At 71.9% G+C, this 17,382-nt stretch carries 17 protein-coding genes and 2 pseudogenes; 8 read left to right on the top strand and 11 right to left on the bottom strand.

Going from position 1 to position 17,382, the window contains the following annotated elements; all coding sequences use genetic code 11:
• Positions 1–152: 152 nt before the first annotated feature.
• Positions 153–752 (top strand): spore photoproduct lyase family protein, encoded by a 600-nt coding sequence (locus KBX71_RS34105; RefSeq protein WP_247684398.1) that lies wholly within the window; start codon positions 153–155, stop codon positions 750–752.
• The gene (locus KBX71_RS34100; RefSeq protein WP_247684397.1) at positions 749–1,141 is read left to right on the top strand and encodes a spore photoproduct lyase family protein; all 393 of its coding nucleotides are present in this window, start codon (positions 749–751) and stop codon (positions 1,139–1,141) included. Before KBX71_RS34105 ends, KBX71_RS34100 begins: the two co-directional genes overlap by 4 nt.
• Here the strand turns inward: KBX71_RS34100 and KBX71_RS30845 are convergent, their stop codons facing one another.
• On the bottom strand, positions 1,142–1,990 hold the full coding sequence (locus tag KBX71_RS30845; protein WP_307847403.1) for a M15 family metallopeptidase: 849 nt from the start codon (positions 1,988–1,990) through the stop codon (positions 1,142–1,144). It lies immediately after the preceding gene.
• A gap of 240 nt (positions 1,991–2,230) precedes the next feature.
• Here KBX71_RS30845 and KBX71_RS30840 point away from each other — a divergent pair, with 240 nt between their 5' ends.
• Positions 2,231–3,268: a LacI family DNA-binding transcriptional regulator gene (locus KBX71_RS30840; RefSeq protein ID WP_196926983.1), complete on the top strand. Its 1,038-nt coding sequence runs from the start codon at positions 2,231–2,233 to the stop codon at positions 3,266–3,268.
• Positions 3,269–3,388: 120 nt separating this feature from the next.
• On the opposite strand, the gene KBX71_RS30835 is transcribed toward KBX71_RS30840, so the two are convergent.
• The 3 genes from KBX71_RS30835 to KBX71_RS30825 all read right to left on the bottom strand — a co-directional run bounded on the left by KBX71_RS30835 (position 3,389) and on the right by KBX71_RS30825 (position 6,289).
• The gene (locus tag KBX71_RS30835) at positions 3,389–4,234 is read right to left on the bottom strand and encodes a peptidylprolyl isomerase (protein ID WP_374102669.1); all 846 of its coding nucleotides are present in this window, start codon (positions 4,232–4,234) and stop codon (positions 3,389–3,391) included.
• A 70-nt stretch (positions 4,235–4,304) separates the two neighbouring features.
• Complete coding sequence (locus KBX71_RS30830; protein WP_210821259.1) at positions 4,305–5,513, bottom strand: D-alanyl-D-alanine carboxypeptidase family protein; 1,209 nt, start codon at positions 5,511–5,513, stop codon at positions 4,305–4,307.
• Between the two features lie 47 nt (positions 5,514–5,560).
• Positions 5,561–6,289: a MerR family transcriptional regulator gene (locus KBX71_RS30825; RefSeq protein WP_210821258.1), complete on the bottom strand. Its 729-nt coding sequence runs from the start codon at positions 6,287–6,289 to the stop codon at positions 5,561–5,563.
• A gap of 167 nt (positions 6,290–6,456) precedes the next feature.
• Between KBX71_RS30825 and KBX71_RS30820 the strand changes: the two genes are divergently transcribed.
• Positions 6,457–8,739, top strand: a complete 2,283-nt coding sequence (locus tag KBX71_RS30820; RefSeq protein ID WP_210821257.1) for an excinuclease ABC subunit UvrA — start codon at positions 6,457–6,459, stop codon at positions 8,737–8,739.
• Positions 8,740–8,864: 125 nt separating this feature from the next.
• On the opposite strand, the gene KBX71_RS30815 is transcribed toward KBX71_RS30820, so the two are convergent.
• The 5 genes from KBX71_RS30815 to KBX71_RS30795 all read right to left on the bottom strand — a co-directional run bounded on the left by KBX71_RS30815 (position 8,865) and on the right by KBX71_RS30795 (position 13,728).
• A complete protein-coding gene (locus tag KBX71_RS30815; protein ID WP_210821256.1) occupies positions 8,865–9,284 on the bottom strand; it encodes a protein-tyrosine phosphatase family protein in 420 nt (139 codons plus the stop codon).
• Positions 9,285–9,829: 545 nt separating this feature from the next.
• Positions 9,830–10,384, bottom strand: coding sequence for a hypothetical protein (locus tag KBX71_RS30810; RefSeq protein WP_210821255.1), 555 nt, complete (start codon positions 10,382–10,384; stop codon positions 9,830–9,832).
• Positions 10,385–11,041: 657 nt separating this feature from the next.
• The gene (locus KBX71_RS30805) at positions 11,042–11,686 is read right to left on the bottom strand and encodes a response regulator transcription factor (protein ID WP_210821254.1); all 645 of its coding nucleotides are present in this window, start codon (positions 11,684–11,686) and stop codon (positions 11,042–11,044) included.
• The gene (locus tag KBX71_RS30800; protein ID WP_247684395.1) at positions 11,677–12,858 is read right to left on the bottom strand and encodes a sensor histidine kinase; all 1,182 of its coding nucleotides are present in this window, start codon (positions 12,856–12,858) and stop codon (positions 11,677–11,679) included. Before KBX71_RS30800 ends, KBX71_RS30805 begins: the two co-directional genes overlap by 10 nt.
• An 87-nt stretch (positions 12,859–12,945) precedes the next feature.
• The gene (locus KBX71_RS30795; protein WP_210821253.1) at positions 12,946–13,728 is read right to left on the bottom strand and encodes a DedA family protein; all 783 of its coding nucleotides are present in this window, start codon (positions 13,726–13,728) and stop codon (positions 12,946–12,948) included.
• A gap of 100 nt (positions 13,729–13,828) precedes the next feature.
• Here KBX71_RS30795 and KBX71_RS30790 point away from each other — a divergent pair.
• The 4 genes and pseudogenes from KBX71_RS30790 to KBX71_RS30775 form a co-directional block, all read left to right on the top strand.
• A pseudogene (locus KBX71_RS30790) lies at positions 13,829–14,440 on the top strand (nitrilase-related carbon-nitrogen hydrolase); the annotation flags it as partial.
• Between the two features lie 250 nt (positions 14,441–14,690).
• On the top strand, positions 14,691–15,050 hold the full coding sequence (locus tag KBX71_RS30785) for a VOC family protein (RefSeq protein ID WP_247684394.1): 360 nt from the start codon (positions 14,691–14,693) through the stop codon (positions 15,048–15,050).
• 44 nt (positions 15,051–15,094) lie between these two features.
• On the top strand, positions 15,095–15,595 hold the full coding sequence (locus KBX71_RS30780; protein WP_210821251.1) for a DinB family protein: 501 nt from the start codon (positions 15,095–15,097) through the stop codon (positions 15,593–15,595).
• Between the two features lie 9 nt (positions 15,596–15,604).
• Positions 15,605–16,129: a GNAT family N-acetyltransferase gene (locus tag KBX71_RS30775; RefSeq protein ID WP_210821250.1), complete on the top strand. Its 525-nt coding sequence runs from the start codon at positions 15,605–15,607 to the stop codon at positions 16,127–16,129.
• Here the strand turns inward: KBX71_RS30775 and KBX71_RS30770 are convergent.
• Together KBX71_RS30770 and KBX71_RS30765 are read right to left on the bottom strand one after the other, a co-directional pair.
• The gene (locus KBX71_RS30770) at positions 16,119–16,760 is read right to left on the bottom strand and encodes a histidine phosphatase family protein (RefSeq protein WP_210821249.1); all 642 of its coding nucleotides are present in this window, start codon (positions 16,758–16,760) and stop codon (positions 16,119–16,121) included. The genes KBX71_RS30775 and KBX71_RS30770 overlap by 11 nt on opposite strands.
• Before the next feature lie 33 nt (positions 16,761–16,793).
• Positions 16,794–17,382, bottom strand: a pseudogene (locus KBX71_RS30765) (serine/threonine protein kinase); the annotation flags it as partial.

Genomic DNA, 17,382 nt, shown 5'->3' with positions numbered 1-17,382 from the left:
GTCCCTTCGGTCGGGACGCGCGCCGCCGCGTCGATGTGCATCTGTTCACAAGGTTTACAGATAGATGAGAGGTTATGCGCTCCCGTTGGGCGGCGTCAATCGCGGGGCCGCCGATCGGGTGGGATTCCTGCGGCAACGGGTACCCCGGCCGGATGACCAGCCCGGACGCCGTCGACGTCGACCAGCCGCTCGCCGTTGACGTGCCCGCCGCGCCGCACGACGCCAGCGGCGAGCGGGTGCCGACCCGCGACCTGGCCGGCCTCGCGCCGCCGGCCCGGTCGGCGCGCCGCTGGACCCCGGGCCGGGTGGTGTCCACCCCCGCCGCGCTCGACCACCCGCACGGCCAACGGATCGTCGAGCGGGTACGGGCACTCGGCATTGAGGTGGAACAGCTGCGCGCCAACCGGCTCACCGGGGTACGCGGGCAGACCGACCGGGAGACGTACGCCCGAGCCAAGTCGACGATGGCGATCGTGGTGAGCCCACCCTCGCGGCGTGTCCTGCAACCCATCGCGCCCAGCGCCGACTGGCGGGTCGACCTGGCCGAGGGCTGCCCCGCGCACTGCCAGTACTGCTACCTCGCCGGATCCCTGTCCGGCCCACCGGTGACCCGGGTGTACGCGGACCTCGACGACATCCTCGCCGGGCTGGCCGCGTACGCCGGGCGCGGGACGGTGACCAGCCGCAACGCGCGGCGCGCCGACGAGGGCACCACCTTCGAGGCGTCCTGCTACACCGACCCGCTCGGGTGACGGACCGGCTGGCCGCGCTGCGCCGGCTCGCCCTCGACGGCTACCCGGTCGGGCTGACCATCGCGCCGATCATCGCGCTGCCCGACTGGCGGGAGCACTACGGCGAGTTGCTCGACCAGGTCCGCGCGGCGGTCGACGGGGTGCCGGGCCTGGACCTGACCGCCGAGCTGATCACCCACCGGTTCACGCCTGGCAGCAAGGAGGTGCTGCTCGGCTGGTACCCGCGGACCCGGCTGGAGATGGACGAGGAGTCCCGCACCCGCAAGCACGGCAAGTTCGGCGCGGTGAAGTACGTCTACCCCCGCGAGCAGATGACCGAGCTGCGCGACTGGTTCACCGCCGAGCTGACCGCTCGCGTGCCAGCCTGCCGGATCCTCTACTGGACCTGATCACCCGACCGAGGACCGGGCGACCGGGGCGGCGAAGAACGTGTCCGGGTACGGCTCGTCGCGCAGGCTGTAGTGCCACCACTCACGGTCGTAGTTGACGAACCCGGCATCGGTCATCAGCCGCTGCAACAGCCGACGGTTGTCCCGCGCCGGCCCGGTGATGCGGGGGTCGGCGGTGTGCGCCCGGGAGTCGAAGCAGTCGAAGCCCGTACCCATGTCGATGCTGTTGTCCGCGAAGCGCTGCCCGCGCGGCGCGGTGCAGGCGACCAGCGGTTGCCCGACCCGGTACGGAGGTTGGCTGGCGGCGGGCTCGTCGACCACTGTCAGGTCCAGGGTGCTGCCGCGGCTGTGCGCGGTGGGCGCGCCGATGTAGCCGTCGGCGAAGAGCCGGTTCTTGGCGAGGTCCGGGTAGAACTCGGCCTTGGTCTGCTGCTCAGCGGGGCGCTTCGACCAGGCGACGAAGTCGTCCACCGCCGGCTGCGGGCGGTAGCAGTCGTACACCTTGAGGCTGTGCCCACCGGCCAGCGCGGCGTCCTGTACGCGGCGCAACGCCTCGGCCGCCTGCCGGGTGAGCAGGCACAGCGGCTCGCGGTAACCGGCGATCGGCCGGCCGACGAAGTTGTGCGGTGTCGCGTAGCGGATGTCGGCGTGGATGCGCGGGTCGAGGTCGGTCAGCACCACGAACCCCGGCAGCGGTGCCGCGGCGGAGGTGGACGGGGTCGGCGCGGGTGTGGGGCTCGCCGACGTCGGCTGCGACGCGGCCGGCGCGGGTCGGGGCTCCGGCCGCGAGCAGCCGCCGAGCAGCGCGGCGAGCGCGAGCACGAGCACGACGGCCAGGCGGTAGCGCACGATTCCTGTCTATCAGCCCAGCTGGGGTCACCATCCCAGGATCCAATCGGCCCATCGGCCGAAAGTAGCCGGAAAAGCTCCGGAACTTTTCCGCAAATCTAACGAAGCTTCAGTCGACCTGGCATGTCGTCGACCCCCGTCCGTGAGGCAAGATGACCCGTGGAGCGGGCACGCCGTTTCGGGACACACGGTGGGCGACCGTCTTGTGGTCGTCCCTCCGGCTCGGTGAAGGAGACGCGGGTGGGCGCGGACGACGGACGCAGGGTGACCATCACCGCGATCGCACGGGAGGCCGGGGTGTCGGTGCCGACCGTGTCACGGGTGCTCAACGGCCGCTCCGATGTGGCCCCGGACACCCGCGAGCGGGTCGAGGAGTTGTTGCGCCACCACGGCTACCGGCGTCGCACCAGCCGCAGCGTTCGCCGTGCCGGCCTCGTCGACCTGGTCTTCAACGACCTGGACAGCCCCTGGGCCGTGGAAATCATCAGGGGCGTGGAGGATGTCGGGCACGGCGCGGGCGTCGGCACCGTGGTCTCCGCGATCCACCGGCAGCCCACAGCGGCCCGGCAGTGGTTGCAGAACCTGCGCACCCGGGCCACCGACGGCGTCATCTTCGTGACGTCGCACCTGAGCCCGCCGCTGCACGCGCAACTGCGTCGCCTCAACGTGCCGGTGGTGGTCGTCGACCCGGCCGGGGTGCCGGCCATGGACGTGCCGACGATCGGCGCCACCAACTGGGCCGGCGGGCTCGCCGCGACCGAACACCTGCTCGCGATCGGGCACCGGCGCATCGGTTTCGTGGCCGGGCCGACGCACCTGCTGTGCAGCCGTGCGCGGCTCGACGGTTACCGGGCCGGGCTGGAGGCCGCCGGGGTCCCGGTGGACGACAAGTTGATCTACCCGGGCGACTTCTACCACGCCTCCGGGTTCTCCGGCGGGACCGCGCTGCTCGACCTCGCCGACCCGCCGACCGGCATCTTCGCCTCCAGCGACCAGATGGCCTTCGGTGTCTACGAGGCCATCCGGCGCCGCGGGCTTCGCGTCCCGGACGACGTGAGCGTTGTCGGTTTCGACGACCTGCCGGAAGCCCGCTGGGCCTCACCGCCGCTGACCACCGTGCGCCAACCGTTGGTCGAGATGGGACGGTTGGCCGCCCGGACCGTGCTGCGCCTGGCCCAGGGCGAGGGCATCGACTCGCCCCGGGTGGAACTCGCCACCGAGATGGTCGTTCGCGACAGCACCGCCGCCCCGACGACCGGGTCGCCCGCCTCGACGTGACGGGCGGAACCGCATCGGAAACCGGGTGGACTCGTTCCGGTCCGTTCCCGATAATTCCGGCCGGCATCGCCCGGCCGGTGGCGCGGTGAGCGCCCGACGGTCACCCACCGCGCCGTACGGTCAGTGGTGGTGCCAGCGGACGGCCTTGCGGATGGTCACCGGCAGCGCTGGCGCGCCGTCGACAGGTGCCGGGTCCTCGGCGGTCGGTGCCACTCCCCCGGCGGCGATCCGGTCCAGGGTGGCCAGGCCAGCCCCGTCGACCTCGCCGAAGATCGTGTAGTTGGGGCGCAGCGCGGAGTTGGCGTAGACCAGGAAGAACTGGCTGCCGTTGGTGTCCGGCCCGGCGTTGGCCATGGCCAACACGCCCCGGGCGTACACCCGGCGCTCCCCGGTCGGGTCGGTGGGCGCGGGCGGCAGGTCGGTCGGCAACTCGTCGCGGTACCGGTAGCCCGGACCGCCCTCACCGGTGCCGGACGGGTCACCGCACTGCAGCACGCTCAGCGTCGGGTACGCGGTGAGCCGGTGGCACGGGGTGCGGTCGTAGAAGCGCTTGCTCACCAGGTGCAGGAAGCTCTGCACCGTGCACGGCGCGGCGGCCCGGTCCAGTGTCAACCCGATCGGCCCGTGGTTGGTCGCCACTGTCACCCGGACACTGCCCCGGGCCGGGGTCCGTCGCGGGTCGGGCGGCAGCGGCACCGGCCGGGCCGCGGGTTCGTCCGGGGTCTCGGTGTACGCGCACGGGCCGTGGGTGGTGCGCGGCGGCCGGGCGGCGGTGTCGACAGCGGCCAGCGGCGCGGCGGACATGTGCTCGGCGTCGGTCGACGGGCCCGGCGCGGCGAGCGCGGTGGCGGACGCGCCGACGACCAGCGCCCCGGCGAGCACTGTCACCCCCGCGAGGCGGGTCAGGGCGCGCACCGGCCGGCGGGGTGCCGCCACTGCGGGGCGCGGTTCGAGTTCACTCGACACAGGGATCCTCCTGGACTGGTGGTGCCAGAAAGACCGGAGTCTATGGAGGGCAGCGCCCGATGTCGATCCGTCAGGGCATCCGACGGCGGCGCCGCCACAGCAGGCCGCCCCACAACGCCAGCACCGTCGCGCCGCTGACCACGATCACCGACCAGAGCCACCCCGAGCCGGTACGCGCGGGTCCGCTGGCCGCCGCCGGCCGGGGCGCGCCGGGTGCCGCCAGCGCGGACGGTGCCGCCGACGGGGTGGCGGTCAGCTCGCCGGGCTCGACCAGCCGGCCCACCGCGGCGTCCCGGGGCAGCGTGAAGCCCCAGTCCAGGAGGGCTGCGCCCTGCTCCCAGCCGCGTACCGGTGCCGATTCGGCGCCCAGCACTGTCACCACCAGCCGCCGCCCGCCGCGTTCCGCCGCCCCCACGTAGGTGTGCCGGGCCAGGTCGGTGAAGCCGGTCTTGCCGCCGAGCGCCCCCGGGTACCGGTAGATGAGCTGGTTCTCGTTCTGGATCTCGAAGCCCTTGGTGCGTTGCGCCGGCTGGGCCGGAATCGACGTCTGCTCGGTCAGCGCGTACCGGCGGAAGGTCGGCTCGGCGAAGCAGGCCCGCGCGATCAGCGCCAGGTCGTACGCGCTGGTGAACTGGCCCTTGCCGTCCAGCCCGGACGGGGTGACCGCGTGCGTCTGGAGCGCGCCGAGGTGGTGCGCCCGCTCGTTCATGGCGCGTACGCCGGCGGCGCTGTCCGTCCCGCTGCCGAGCCGGGCCAGCGCGTTGGCGGCCTCGTTGCCGGAGTTGAGCAGCAACCCGAGCCAGATGGTCTCGATGGTGTACCGGCCGCCCGCGACCAGGCCCACGGCCGAGGAGCCGGGTTCGATGTTCATGTCCGCGTCGGTGACGGTGACCATCTGCTTCGGGTCGAGCCTGGGCAGCATCGTGGCCGCCAACAGGAGCTTCTGCACGCTCGCCGGCGTGCCGTACTCGTGGGGGCCGCAGCCGCCGAGCACCTGGCCGCTGTCCAGGTCGGCGACCAGCCACGACGTGGCGGTGACCCGCGGCGGCGCGGTGGCGCCCGCCGGCACGACCAGGCCGGCCGTGTCGAGCGCCGAGCCGCCGACCACCCGTTGCGCGGGGACGGCGGGCGGGGGCGACGGCCGGGGCGGGCGGGACGCCGCCGACGCCGGGACCCGGGGGCAGCGCACCGTCGGCGCGGCGGACGCTCCCGCCGCACCCACCGGCACGGGAGCGAGCAGGACGGCGGACGTCGTGGCCGCCAGCAGCGCAGCTCTCATGTGCCCGACCCTAGTCAGGACGATCGCCCGACGGGACGGGATGGCGGTCAACCCACGTCGCCGCGACCGCGCAGGTAGTCGTGCAGGGCGGCGCTGCCCCGCAGTCGACGCAGGCTACGGCTGTGCAGCTCCTGCTCGCGGCGGCCCAGTTCGGCGCGGACCCGCTGAGCGCTGCCGGTGGTCCGCAGTTCGCCCAGCACCGCCGCGATGATCTCGAACGGGTACGCGCCTCGGCGCAGCAACGCGATGACCTGCGCCGCGCGCAGCTCCGCCTCGTCGTACACCCGGTAGTTGGTGCCCGGGGTGCGGCCCGGCCGCAGCAGCTCGCGCTCCTCCCACAGACGCAGCTGCGAGGTCCGGACCCCGACCAGGGCGGCGACCTCGCCGATGCGGGCGCCGTGGCGTGGTGCGGGTCGGGCCGCCGGTGGACCGGCCAGCACGGTCTCGAACGCGCCGAGCACTCGGCGGATCTCGGCGCGCTCCCGGTCCAGCTCGGCGTGGCCGCCGTCGAGCGCCGCCAGGGCCGCCGGCAGGTCACCCCCGTGCACCGCCGCCAGGATCTCCCGGGTACGGCTCCAGCCGTGCCCCTCGGCCAACCGCCGCGCCACGGTCAGCGCCCGTGCGTGCTCGGTGGTGAAGATCCGGTAGCCGCTCGCGGTGCGGCGCACCGGCGGCAGCACCCCCAACTCGACGTAGTTGCGCACCTGCTGCACCGAGATCCCGACGGTGGCCGCCAGGTCCACGGCGCGCAGCCGATCCTTCGAGGCGACGTCCACGCGAGCCACCGTACCGCTTACGACGTGATTTGAGACTTTACGGGGCGCAGTGCTTTCGTGTGCGCTCGGAGTTCGCCAGAAGTATCTACATGGGGATGAATGAGACAATGGAACCCGCCAGTGCCCGGCGGGGCCAAAGTCCCGCCACAACTCCGTGAAGGGTTCGCATGTCGCAGCCAGCATGGTCCGCCGCCGACAGCCACGACATGATCGAGGTACGCGGAGCGCGGGAGAACAACCTCGCCAGCGTCTCGGTCGACATCCCCAAACGCCGGCTGACCGTCTTCACAGGTGTCTCCGGGTCGGGCAAGTCGTCACTGGTCTTCGGCACCATCGCCGCCGAGTCCCAGCGCATGATCAACGAGACCTACAGCGCGTTCCTCCAGTCGTTCATGCCGAACCTCAACCGGCCGGACGTCGACTCGCTCCGCAACCTCAGCGCCGCCATCGTCGTCGACCAGGAACGGATGGGCGTCAACTCCCGCTCCACCGTCGGCACCGCCACCGACGCGTACGCCATGCTGCGGATCCTCTACAGCCGCCTCGGCCAGCCGTCCATCGGCGGCGCCGGAGCGTTCAGCTTCAACCTGCCCGAGGGCATGTGCCCCACCTGCGAAGGACTCGGCCGAGTCTCCGACCTCCACATCAACGAGTTGGTCGACGTCGAGCGCTCCCTCAACGACGGCGCGATCACCGCGCCCAACTTCGCTGTCGACTCCTGGTACTGGCAGACCATCGTCGGCTCCGGCCTGTTCGACCCGGACGTCAAACTCCAGGACTTCACCCCGCAACAGTGGGACGACTTCCTGCACAAGCCGGCCACCAAGATCAAGGTCGGCAGCAACAACTGGACCTACGAGGGTCTGGCGGTCAAGGTCAAGCGGCTCCTCCTGAGCAAGGACCGCGAGTCGATGCAACCGCACATCCGCGCCTTCGTCGACCGTGCGGTCACCTTCACCAACTGCGGCGACTGCGGCGGCACCCGACTCAACGCGGCGGCCCGGTCGTCGCGGATCGCCGGGCACACCATCGCCGACTGCTCGGCCATGCAGATCAGCGACCTGGCCGCGTTCGTCCGCACCGTCGACGACCCGGGGGCCGCGCCACTCGTCGCCAACCTCCGCGACCTGCTCGACTCCCTGGTCGAGATCGGTCTCGGCTACCTCAGCCTGGACCGTGAGTCGGCGACCCTCTCCGGCGGTGAGGCGCAACGGGTGAAGATGGTCCGGCACCTCGGCTCCAGCCTCTCCGACGTCACGTACGTCTTCGACGAACCCACAGTCGGCCTGCACCCGCACGACATCGCCCGGATGAACGACCTGCTGCTGCGGCTACGCGACAAGGGCAACACCGTGCTGGTGGTGGAACACAAACCGGAGACCATCGCCATCGCCGACCACGTGATCGACCTCGGGCCGGGCGCCGGCGGCGACGGCGGTCGGATCTGCTTCACCGGCGACGTCCCCGGCCTGCGTCGCTCCGACACGCTCACCGGTCGGCACCTGGACCACCGGGTGACAGTGCGCGACGCCGTACGCCAACCCACCGGGCAACTCGCCATCCGCCAAGCCGACCTGCACAACCTGCAAGACGTGGACGTCGACATCCCACTCGGGGTCCTCACCGTGGTCACCGGCGTGGCCGGCTCCGGCAAGAGCTCACTGATCCACGGGTCGCTGCGCGGCCGGTCCGGGGTCGTCATCGTCGACCAGTCCCCGATCCGCGGCTCACGACGCAGCAACCCGGCCACCTACAGCGGACTGCTCGACCCGATCCGCACCGCCTTCGCCAAGGCCAACGGGGTCAAGGCCGCGCTGTTCAGCGCCAACTCCGAGGGCGCCTGCCCGACCTGCAAGGGAATCGGGCTCATCTACACCGACCTGGCGATGATGGCCGGCGTCGCCAGCGTCTGCGAACGGTGCGAGGGACGACGCTTCACCGACGAGGTGCTCACGTACACGCTGCGCGGCAAGAACATCCACCAGGTCCTCAGCATGTCCGTCACCGAGGCGTACGCGTTCTTCCCGCACCTCATCCTCGGTCGGCTGGTCGACGTCGGGCTGGGCTACCTCAGCCTCGGCCAGCCACTGACCACCCTGTCCGGCGGGGAACGGCAACGACTCAAGCTCGCCATTCACCTGGCCGAGAAGACCACCACGTACGTGCTGGACGAGCCGACCACGGGCCTGCACCTGGCCGACGTGGACCAACTACTGGCCCTGCTCGACCGCATGGTCGACGCAGGAAACACGGTGATCGTCATCGAGCACCACCAGGCGGTCATGGCACACGCCGACTGGCTCATCGACCTCGGCCCCGGCGCCGGCCACGACGGCGGCCACATCGTCTTCACCGGCACACCGGCCGAGCTGGTCGCCACCGGCGACACCCTCACCGCCAAGCACCTCCGCGATTACGTCAACGACCCGGCGGTGATCGGCCACGGCTGACCGCCACCCCCGGGGCCGCGTCGTCGGCCACGGCTGACACCGCCACCCCGGCCCGGCCGGAGCACGGGGCGCGATGCCACGGCCGGCCGGCCCGAGCGGCGGCGGTCCGGCGGTTCCGGCGGCGGTCAGCTGACGCGACGCAGCCAGCGCCGCTGCCAGGGGGTTTCCACCGCCTTCGGGTGGTAGCCGGCCCGAACCCACGGCACCGCCCGCTCGACCGGCAGACCGTCAAGGATCGCCAGCGCGGCCAAGGCCGTTCCGGTGCGCCCCACCCCACCGCGACAAGCCACCTCGACGCGTTCACCGTCGTGCGCCCGCCGCAGCGCCTCCCGCAGGGCGTCGAGGGCTTCGGCTCGGTCGAGCGGCACCCAGAAGTCGGGCCACCGGATCCGACGGTGCGGCCACGTCGGCTCCGGACCAGGTGCCAGCAGCACGGCGAAGTCGGCCGGCGAGGTCGCGGCAGCGACGCGGCGTCCGCGCACCCTCGCCCCACTGGGCAGTACGAGTACGCCCGACTGCTCGGACCAGGGCTGCGCATCAGTCACCCGAACATTGTGCCGCTGTCCACCGACGGATGAGCACAGACAGCGCCGCCCCCGGCCTTGTGGGCCGGGGGCGACGCTGGTGTCGGTGTGCAGGTCGCCTCTCGGCGAGTGGCACGACGCGGCTCCAGCCGAACGGTATTCCGCGAGGGCGATATTAGGTGAGGCCCGGGGACACTGAGTCACACCGACACTGTCCACAACCAGCCCTGGCCCGACGTTGTTCCCGGACCAGCCTCGCCGCGCTTCCCCACTGCCGGCCGCGCCCTCGCACCCTCGGGAGATCTTGGACACTTTCCGTTCGCGCGGAACGGAAAGTGTCCAAGATCTGCTGGCAGCCATCGACTGGACCGCGGCATCCGCTTCCGGCGGCGCGGCATCCGCGACCAGCGACCAGCGACCAGCGACCAGCGACCAGCGATTGTGTGCCCGCCGCGCGGAGACGGAGATGCCGCTGGCCGGCACCCCGGGGTTGCGGGTGCCGGCCAGCGGCAGGTGTCCTGCTGTGGTGTTGCCGTGCGGTGGTGCTGCGTGCGTGGTGGTGCGGGTCAGCTGTTCCAGTGCTGGGTGACGAGGTCGGTGGCCTGCTGCTCCCACTGGGCGTACGCGTCCGGGTAGGCGGAGACCTGGACGGTCTGCGCGGCGTCGGTCAGCGGCATGTCCTGCCAACCGTCGACCTGCTTGAGGCCCTTCAGGAACGCGGTCGTCGAGTAGGCGGGGTCGGTGATCTGCTCCGGCGTACCCCAACCGCTGGACGGGCGCTGCTGGAACAGGCCCAGCGAGTCGTGGTCGTTGATGTCGCCGAGGTGACCCAGGTTCTCCAACTTCGACTCCTGCAGGCTCGTGGCGATGGAGATGACCGCGGCCCGCTCGGGCAGACCCGCCTTCTTCGTCGCGGCGATGATCGCCTTGACGTTGGCGGTCTGCTCGTCGTTCAGGCTGATCCGGGACTGGTCGCCCTGCGGCTTCGACGCCTGGACGGCCACGGCGGCGGGCTTGGCGTCCACGGGGTTGGCGTGGGCGGCGATCGGGCCGGCGAAGACACCGCCGGCGAACGCGAGACCGGCAACGGACAGCATGCTCTTACGGAAGATCGTGTTCATGAGGGGTAGCTCCTTCGGGGGTAGGACACCCCAACCGCCAAAGGGGGGCGGCGGCAGGGTGTGAGCACCTCGTCCGGCGCTGCACAAAAAGTCTTTGGGGGGTGACGCCTACCGGGCGTCGGGGTCGGCGGCCTACGGGCGGGGGGCTCGTGGCGCCGGGTCCGTGTGTAACGACCGGGGGCCGGGGTCATTCCGGGGTTGGCCCATCCGTTGGCACTCGCATCGTGGCGGTGCCCGGTGGTCGTTCGTGGGGACTGTAACGACCGGGTGGAGGCTGGCATTCCCACCTGCGCTACCAGCCCCGCAGGGCCGGGCGGCGGGTCGGTGGTGCTGCGATCGTCAGGGTATGTAACGACCCCGGCCCGGCCATGATTCCGGCCCACGGGTGCGACCGGTCACCACCCACAACCCCCACGAACGGACAAACCACCCACCAGCGCCGGGCCTGCGGCGCCTCGAATGCCCCATACCCCCATGATCCACTCGGGTTCACGGAAGTCGGGGTGTCCCGGACGCCCGGACACCGCGACTTCCTGAAACCCGAGTCGATCATGCCGGCCCCGGCCCCGCCCGCGCGACCAACCACGCGGGACCAACCGCACGGAACCGGCCGCACGGAACCCGCCGCACGGAACCGGCCTCTGGTCGCTAGGCGTGTCAGGTGTCCAGGTAGCGCAGGATGGCCAGGATTCTCCGGCTGTAGCCGGTCGTGTGAGCGAGGTCAAGTTTGTCGAAGATGGCGTTGACATGCTTCTCGACCGCACTCTGCGAAACATGCAGCCGCTGGGCGATGGCGAGGTTCGTGTGCCCCTGGGCCATCTCGTGCAACACGTCCCGTTCCCGCGGTGTGAGCCGACCGAACGGGTCGGGCCGGTCCGAGCCGGCCACCACCTGACGGACCACCTCCGGGTCGAGGGCGGTGCCTCCGGCGGCGACCCGGTCGAGTGCGTCGAGGAAGTCGTCGACCTGGGCGACCCGGTCCTTGAGCAGGTAGCCGACCCCCTCGGGGCGGTCCGCGAGCAGCCGCCCGGCGTAACGCCGCTCCACGTACTGGGAGAGCACGAGCACGCCGGTGTCGGGCCAGCGACGACGGATCTCCAGGGCGGCCCGCAGGCCGTCATCGGTGTGTGTGGGTGGCATCCGGACATCGGTGACGACAACGTCGGGACGGGATCGCCCGACCGCCTCGACAAGCTGGTCGGCGGTCCCGACCGCCGCGAGTACCTGGTGGTCCTCGTCGTCGAGCAGCCGCGTCAGGCCCTCCCGGAGCAGCGTGGAGTCTTCGGCGAGGACTAGTCGCACGGAAGCTGCGCCAGCACTGTCGTCGGACCGCCGGCCGGGCTGTTCACCAGCAGCCGGCCGTCCAGCGCGGCGACCCGTCGCGCAAGCCCGGACAACCCGCGTCCGGTCGGGTCGGCCCCGCCGACGCCGTCGTCGTGTACGCGCATCCGGATCCACCCATCCCGTACTCCGATTTCGACAGTGACCAGGGTAGCGGCGGCGTGTTTGGCGGCGTTGGTGAGCGCCTCGCAGGCCACGAAGTACAGCACCGTCTCGACCTGCCGCTCGGGGCGGACGGGCAGCTCGCAGCGGATCCGCACCGGCACCTCGGATGCACGGGCGACGATGGCCAGGACCTCGCCCAGATCGCTGTCGTCCAGCGCTGACGGGTAGACCCGCCACGCCACCTCGCGTAACTCCTCGATGGCCCGCTGCACATCCTCGTGTGCCTGCGCGAGCAGTGCGTGTGTGCGGTCGGTGTCGCGGGCGCGCCGGGCCCTGCCGAGCAGCATGCCGAGGGCGACCAGCCGCTGTTGGAGGCCGTCATGCAGATCGCGTTCGATGCGTTGCCGTTCGGCGTCGACGGCGGCGATGACCCCGGCTCGACTGGCGGTCAGCTCGTGGACGCGCCGCGTCAGCTCCGCCCGACTTCCCGGGCCGAGGAGTCGTCGCGCCAGCCGGATGTCCAGCGCGGCGATGCTGGCAACGGCCTGAACGTTGAGCAGTAGCAGCACCGCCCCGACGGCGATCTGGGACAGGGCGTCGAGAACTGTCAGCTCTCCGCGCACCGCCGCGCGCAGCACGATCCCGGCCAGCACCACGCCGACACCGAGCACGGCGTACGCCAGCAGGCCGAGCGTGCCGGGTAGCAGCCGGGCGGCCAGGTAGCCGAGCTGCCGCCGGGTCGCCACGGTGGTCGGCGCGGGCAGATCCTCTGCGGCGAGCAGCCCGGCGAGGCGGCGATGTTCCATCCGCACCAGCCCTGCCCCGTACCTGTCGGTCCGGTCAGCGACGCGACGGCCGGCGGCAGGCGCAACCGCGCGGACGCTGGATGCGGCGGCCGCGACGGCGAGGAAGGCGAGTTCGACGGCGGCCGTCGCGATGCCGACGGCGACGCCGAGCGGCAGCCGGAGCCGAAGCCACCACCTGCCGGTTCGCCGTTCCGCCATCACCTCGCCCGCCTTGCACACCATGCCTGTTCCCCCTTGCTCTGCGTCAACTGACCCGCCCGCAGGCGACCCCGGGGTAGCGCGTGGGGTGACGTTGAAGAAGAGGGCTGGCTAGCGCTCGTCCGAGGCCCACGATCCGCTTCGGTAGAGGGTGCCGCGACCAGCCGGGTCGGGCATCCCGTTCAGCACGCTCTGCTCGGGTTCGGTCGGCTCGGGGTTCCGCGCGGCGCGGCGGGCTTTCAGCACCCGGGACCCGACGAACCAGGCGACCGCCGCCACGCAGACCACGATCACCACCTTCTGGAGTGTGCCGACGTAGCCCTCGACGAGGTGCCAGTTGTCGCCGAGCAGATAGCCGGCGAGCACGAACGTGGTGTTCCAGATCAGGCTGCCCAGCGTGGTGTAGAGCAGGAACGTGGCCACCGGCATCCGCTCCACGCCGGCTGGAATCGAGATCAGGCTCCGGAAGATCGGGATCATCCGACCGAAGAAGACGGCCTTCACACCGTGCCGCAGGAACCACGCCTCGGTCCGGTCCACGTCGCTGAGCTTCACCAGTGGGAGTCGGGCCACGATGGCGCGCATCCGGTCGCGCCCCAGCGCCGCGCCGATCAGGTAGAGCGCGAGCGCGCCCAGCACCGAGCCCAGCGTGGTCCAGAAGATCGCACCGACCAGACTCATCCGTCCCTGCGCGGCGACGAACCCGGCCAGCGGCAGGATCACCTCGCTGGGGATCGGCGGGAAGAGGTTCTCCAACGCCACCGCCAGGCCGGCACCCGGTCCGCCGAGTCGTTCCACCAGGTCAGTGACGTAGCCGACCATCCCGTCCTGCGGTGGTTCCGCTGCGGCGGAGGGGGTTCCGGTGGCGAACACGGCGTGGGACGTTCGAATCATGCGCCCACGTTACGAAGTCATCCTGAGAGTCGACCATGAGGCCGACCACCCGACCGCGCGGGCCGACCACACCGGCGGGGGTGCGGAAAACCGCACCCCGTTGCGGCTCGCGGTGGCGCAGCCACCGTGCGTACCCCTTGATGTCGCGGAGAACGCGCGGGCGCACGCCGCCGCGGTCCGCGCGGCGCGCGCCCGGGTGGTGGTCTTTCCGGAGCTGTCGCTGACCGGGTACGAGTTGGACGCGCCGGTCGTGTCTGTCGACGACCCGCGGTTGGCGCCGCTGGTCGAGGCGTGCGCCGAGGCGAACGCGCTGGCCCTGGTCGGTGCGCCGGTCGCGGGCGACCACATCGGGATGCTGGCGGTGACCGGCGGCGGTGCGACTGTGGCGTACCGGAAGATGTGGCTGGGGGACGCGGAGGCCCGCCGGTTCCGACCCGGCGACGCGCCGGTCGTGCTCGATGTGGACGGTTGGCGGGTGGGGTTGGCGATCTGCAAGGACACCGGCGTGGCCGCGCACGCGGAGCAGACCGCCGCGCTCGGGATCGACGTGTACGCGGCGGGCGTCCTGGAATCGGCCCGCGACACCACCGTGACGGACCGGCGGGCGCACCGGATCGCCACCGCCCACCGGGTCTGGGTGGCGGTGGCCAGCTTCGCCGGGTCGACCGGCGGTGGCTACACCGAGGCGGCGGGCCGGTCGGGTGTCTGGACACGCTCGCGCACGGTCCGCTGCCCCGCGAGACCGGGGCGCTGCGGGTGCCCGCCCAGCTCAATCGGATCGAACCGCTACCCGGAATGGGTACCCAGCCGTGTGTCGGCGCGTACGCCACTGTGGTCCGTCCTGGCCGAGTGGCTGACGGCGATCGGGTTACGGTCAGCCGATGAGCATTGTCCCCTCTCGGCTGTCCGTGATCACCCTGGGAACACGCGATATCGCCGCGCTGCGGTCGTTCTACCGGTCGTTGGGGTGGCCCGAGCTGCCGGCAAGTGACGACGGCTGGTCGGCCTTCCTGCTCGGTGGTGTGCTGTTGGCGCTCTACCCGCTGCCGGAGTTGGCCGCGGAGGCGGCGCCGGGCGTCCCCCCGCCGGCCGGTGGTTGGTCCGGAGTCACCCTGGCCTGCAACGTCGACAGCCGGGACGAGGTCGACACGGCATTCGAAGCGGCCGTCGCGGCGGGCGCGACGGTGGTGGCGGAGCCGACCGACCGGTCCTGGGGTGGGCGCTCCGGCTACATCGCCGACCCGGAGGGCAACCGCTGGGAGATCGCCTGGGCGGGCACCGCCCGCTTCGACGAGCGCGGCGCTCTCCTCTCCTTTGGCTGAGTGTGCTGTTTGCGCGCCGGCGATGACCTTGAAATGCTTCGGGAATGACCTCCTTTCCGGGGACCTTCGCCGATGACGTCGTCGGCCAGCCAGCCCACGCGCAGTTCGAGGCGTTCATCGACGAACACCGCAGAGCGCTCAACGAGCACCTGGACGGGCTGACCGAGGAGCAGGCACGCCGGTCGTTGGTGCCGTCCCGGACCACGCTGCTGGGTCTGGTGAAGCACGCCACGTTCGTGGAGAAGGTCTGGTTCGACGAGGCCGTCACGTGTCGGTCCCGCGCCGAGATCGGCATCCCGGCGACGCCGGACGAGTCGTTCATCCTCGACGACGGCGACACGATCGCCACCATCCAGCGCGCGCACCGGGAAGCCTGCGAAGCCTCCCGCCGCGCCGCGTCCACCCTGGGCCTCGACGACCTGCTTCGTGGCAACCGGCGCGGCCCGCTGCCGCTGCGCTGGGTCTACCTGCACGTGCTGCGCGAGCTTGCCCAGCACTGCGGGCACGCGGAGATCCTGCGCGAGCAGATCCTGGCCGCCGAATAGCGTCGCCGCATGCCCAAGCTGGTCGCACCCACCGTCCGTCTGCACTCCTCCTGGCTGGAGGCGCACGACGAGTGGGGTCCCGGGCGCCACGAGGACGGTTTCGGTCTGCAGTCGACCGATGAGGTGCGCTCGCCGGACGGGTTCGCGGCCTGGGTTAGCCGGCTGGCCGACCGGTCGGGTGCAGACGGGCCGCTGGGGCATACTCGGGTGCGGTGCACGTACCGATGGATCGTCGAGGACGACCGGGTACTCGGCGGAATCGCGCTGCGACACGAACTCGACGACTACCTGTTGCGGGTTGGCGGCCACATCGGATACGGCATCCGCCCGTCCGCCCGCCGCCGCGGGCTGGCGACCTGGGCACTGGACCGGATGCTCGGCGAGGCCCGAGCGCTCGGGTTGGATCGGGTGCTGCTCGCCTGCGAGGCGGACAACACCGCGTCGGCGAAGACGATCGAACGCCTCGGCGGCGTCCTTGAGGACATCCGCGACACCGAGCTCGGCCTGGCCCGGCGGTACTGGATCACGCTCTAGCCCACCCCCCGGTGTCGGCGAAGCGACGCAGCGTCCAGCGGGCCGGAGGCCAACCGCCGGGGTCGTGGTCGGTGGTCCACTCGGTGATCGAAGCCGGCGGCACGTCCAGGTCGAACGCCCGGAAGACCGGCTGCGCGGCGAGCGCGTGGAACGCGCCCTCGACGGTTTCGCTGTGGCCGACCAGGACCACTGTGGAGCCCCGGTGCCGGTGGGCGATCTCCATGATCGCGCGGCTGACGCGGACCACCAGTTCGGCCCAGCTCTCGTTGCCCTCCTCGAACGGTCGGAACACGCCGCCACCCGGCACCGCGTGTTCGGTGCGGAAGCGGGCGGTCGGCAGGCCGTCGGCGTACGGGGGCGTGTGCCAGGTGCAGAGACCACAGTCGGCCACCGGCCGGACGCCGAACGCCGCCCCGATCGGTTGGGCGGTCTCGACGGCCCTGCGCAGCACGGACGAGTAGACCGCCACCGGCCCGTCGGCGGCGACATCACTGGTGAGCCGGTTTGCCAGGTCGTGTGCCTGCTCGTGGCCGAGGGCGGTGAGGCCCCGACAGCCACGTGGCCCACCGACGATTCCCTCCAACTGGTGGACCGACTCGCCGTGTCGCACGAAGATCAGACGTGTCCGCATCGGGACATCATGCCAGCGGTATCGACGGAGGTATCAGTCGTCCGTACGGCTGGTAGAAGAGCTGCCGGCCTGGGTGAGCAGAGCGTCCAGTTTCGCGCCCGTCTGCGCTGGTAGGCGGTCCCGCCGCACCAGCTCGGCGATGTGGTCCCGTAGGTCGCCGACGCGCTTGGCGCGGTCCCTGCTGCGGCGGTTGAGGTCGGCGAGGTCGTCACGCAGATCTTCGGCGGTCTCTCGCTCGACGTCGCCGCGGGCGACCGCGGTGGCGAGGACGGCCGCGAACTCGCTGCTCACCACCCGGAAGCTGACCGGTAGCTGCTGCCCGACGGTCGGGGGCGCGGTGCTGGCGGTGGGACGTGTTGGGGACGGTGCGGCCGGCGTCGGCGAGTGCGTCGTGGGTGCGGGGGCCGGGGCGGACGTCGATGGCGCGTCGGCGATCTCGGCCGGGTCGGGTGCGCCCGGGTTGCCGAGCGGATTCTCCACGAACAGGACGCCGACGCCGATCAGCACGGCGAGCACGGCCGCGACGAGCACGGCGAGGGGCCGACGCGACCGGCGTCGGGCCGGTGCGGCGGTTGCCGGGACGGGGCGGGCCACCACCGACCGGTCGATCAGGGTGGGCGGG

It is taken from the genome of Micromonospora sp. D93 (assembly GCF_018070365.1).
Taxonomy (GTDB): Bacteria; Actinomycetota; Actinomycetes; order Mycobacteriales; family Micromonosporaceae; genus Micromonospora; species Micromonospora ureilytica.
This window is presented reverse-complemented; position numbering and strand designations above follow the sequence as displayed.

Excerpts from the sequence above, each read along its gene's own strand:
- KBX71_RS34105 (WP_247684398.1), top strand. The coding sequence starts at position 153 with ATGACCAGCCCGGACGCCGTCGACGTCGACCAGCCGCTCGCCGTTGAC.
- KBX71_RS30830 (WP_210821259.1), bottom strand. The coding sequence starts at position 5,513 with ATGAGAGCTGCGCTGCTGGCGGCCACGACGTCCGCCGTCCTGCTCGCT.
- KBX71_RS30820 (WP_210821257.1), top strand. The coding sequence starts at position 6,457 with ATGTCGCAGCCAGCATGGTCCGCCGCCGACAGCCACGACATGATCGAG.
- KBX71_RS30810 (WP_210821255.1), bottom strand. The coding sequence starts at position 10,384 with ATGAACACGATCTTCCGTAAGAGCATGCTGTCCGTTGCCGGTCTCGCG.
- KBX71_RS30800 (WP_247684395.1), bottom strand. The coding sequence starts at position 12,858 with ATGGTGTGCAAGGCGGGCGAGGTGATGGCGGAACGGCGAACCGGCAGG.
- KBX71_RS30795 (WP_210821253.1), bottom strand. The coding sequence starts at position 13,728 with ATGATTCGAACGTCCCACGCCGTGTTCGCCACCGGAACCCCCTCCGCC.
- KBX71_RS30780 (WP_210821251.1), top strand. The coding sequence starts at position 15,095 with ATGACCTCCTTTCCGGGGACCTTCGCCGATGACGTCGTCGGCCAGCCA.
- KBX71_RS30775 (WP_210821250.1), top strand. The coding sequence starts at position 15,605 with ATGCCCAAGCTGGTCGCACCCACCGTCCGTCTGCACTCCTCCTGGCTG.
- KBX71_RS30770 (WP_210821249.1), bottom strand. The coding sequence starts at position 16,760 with ATGCGGACACGTCTGATCTTCGTGCGACACGGCGAGTCGGTCCACCAG.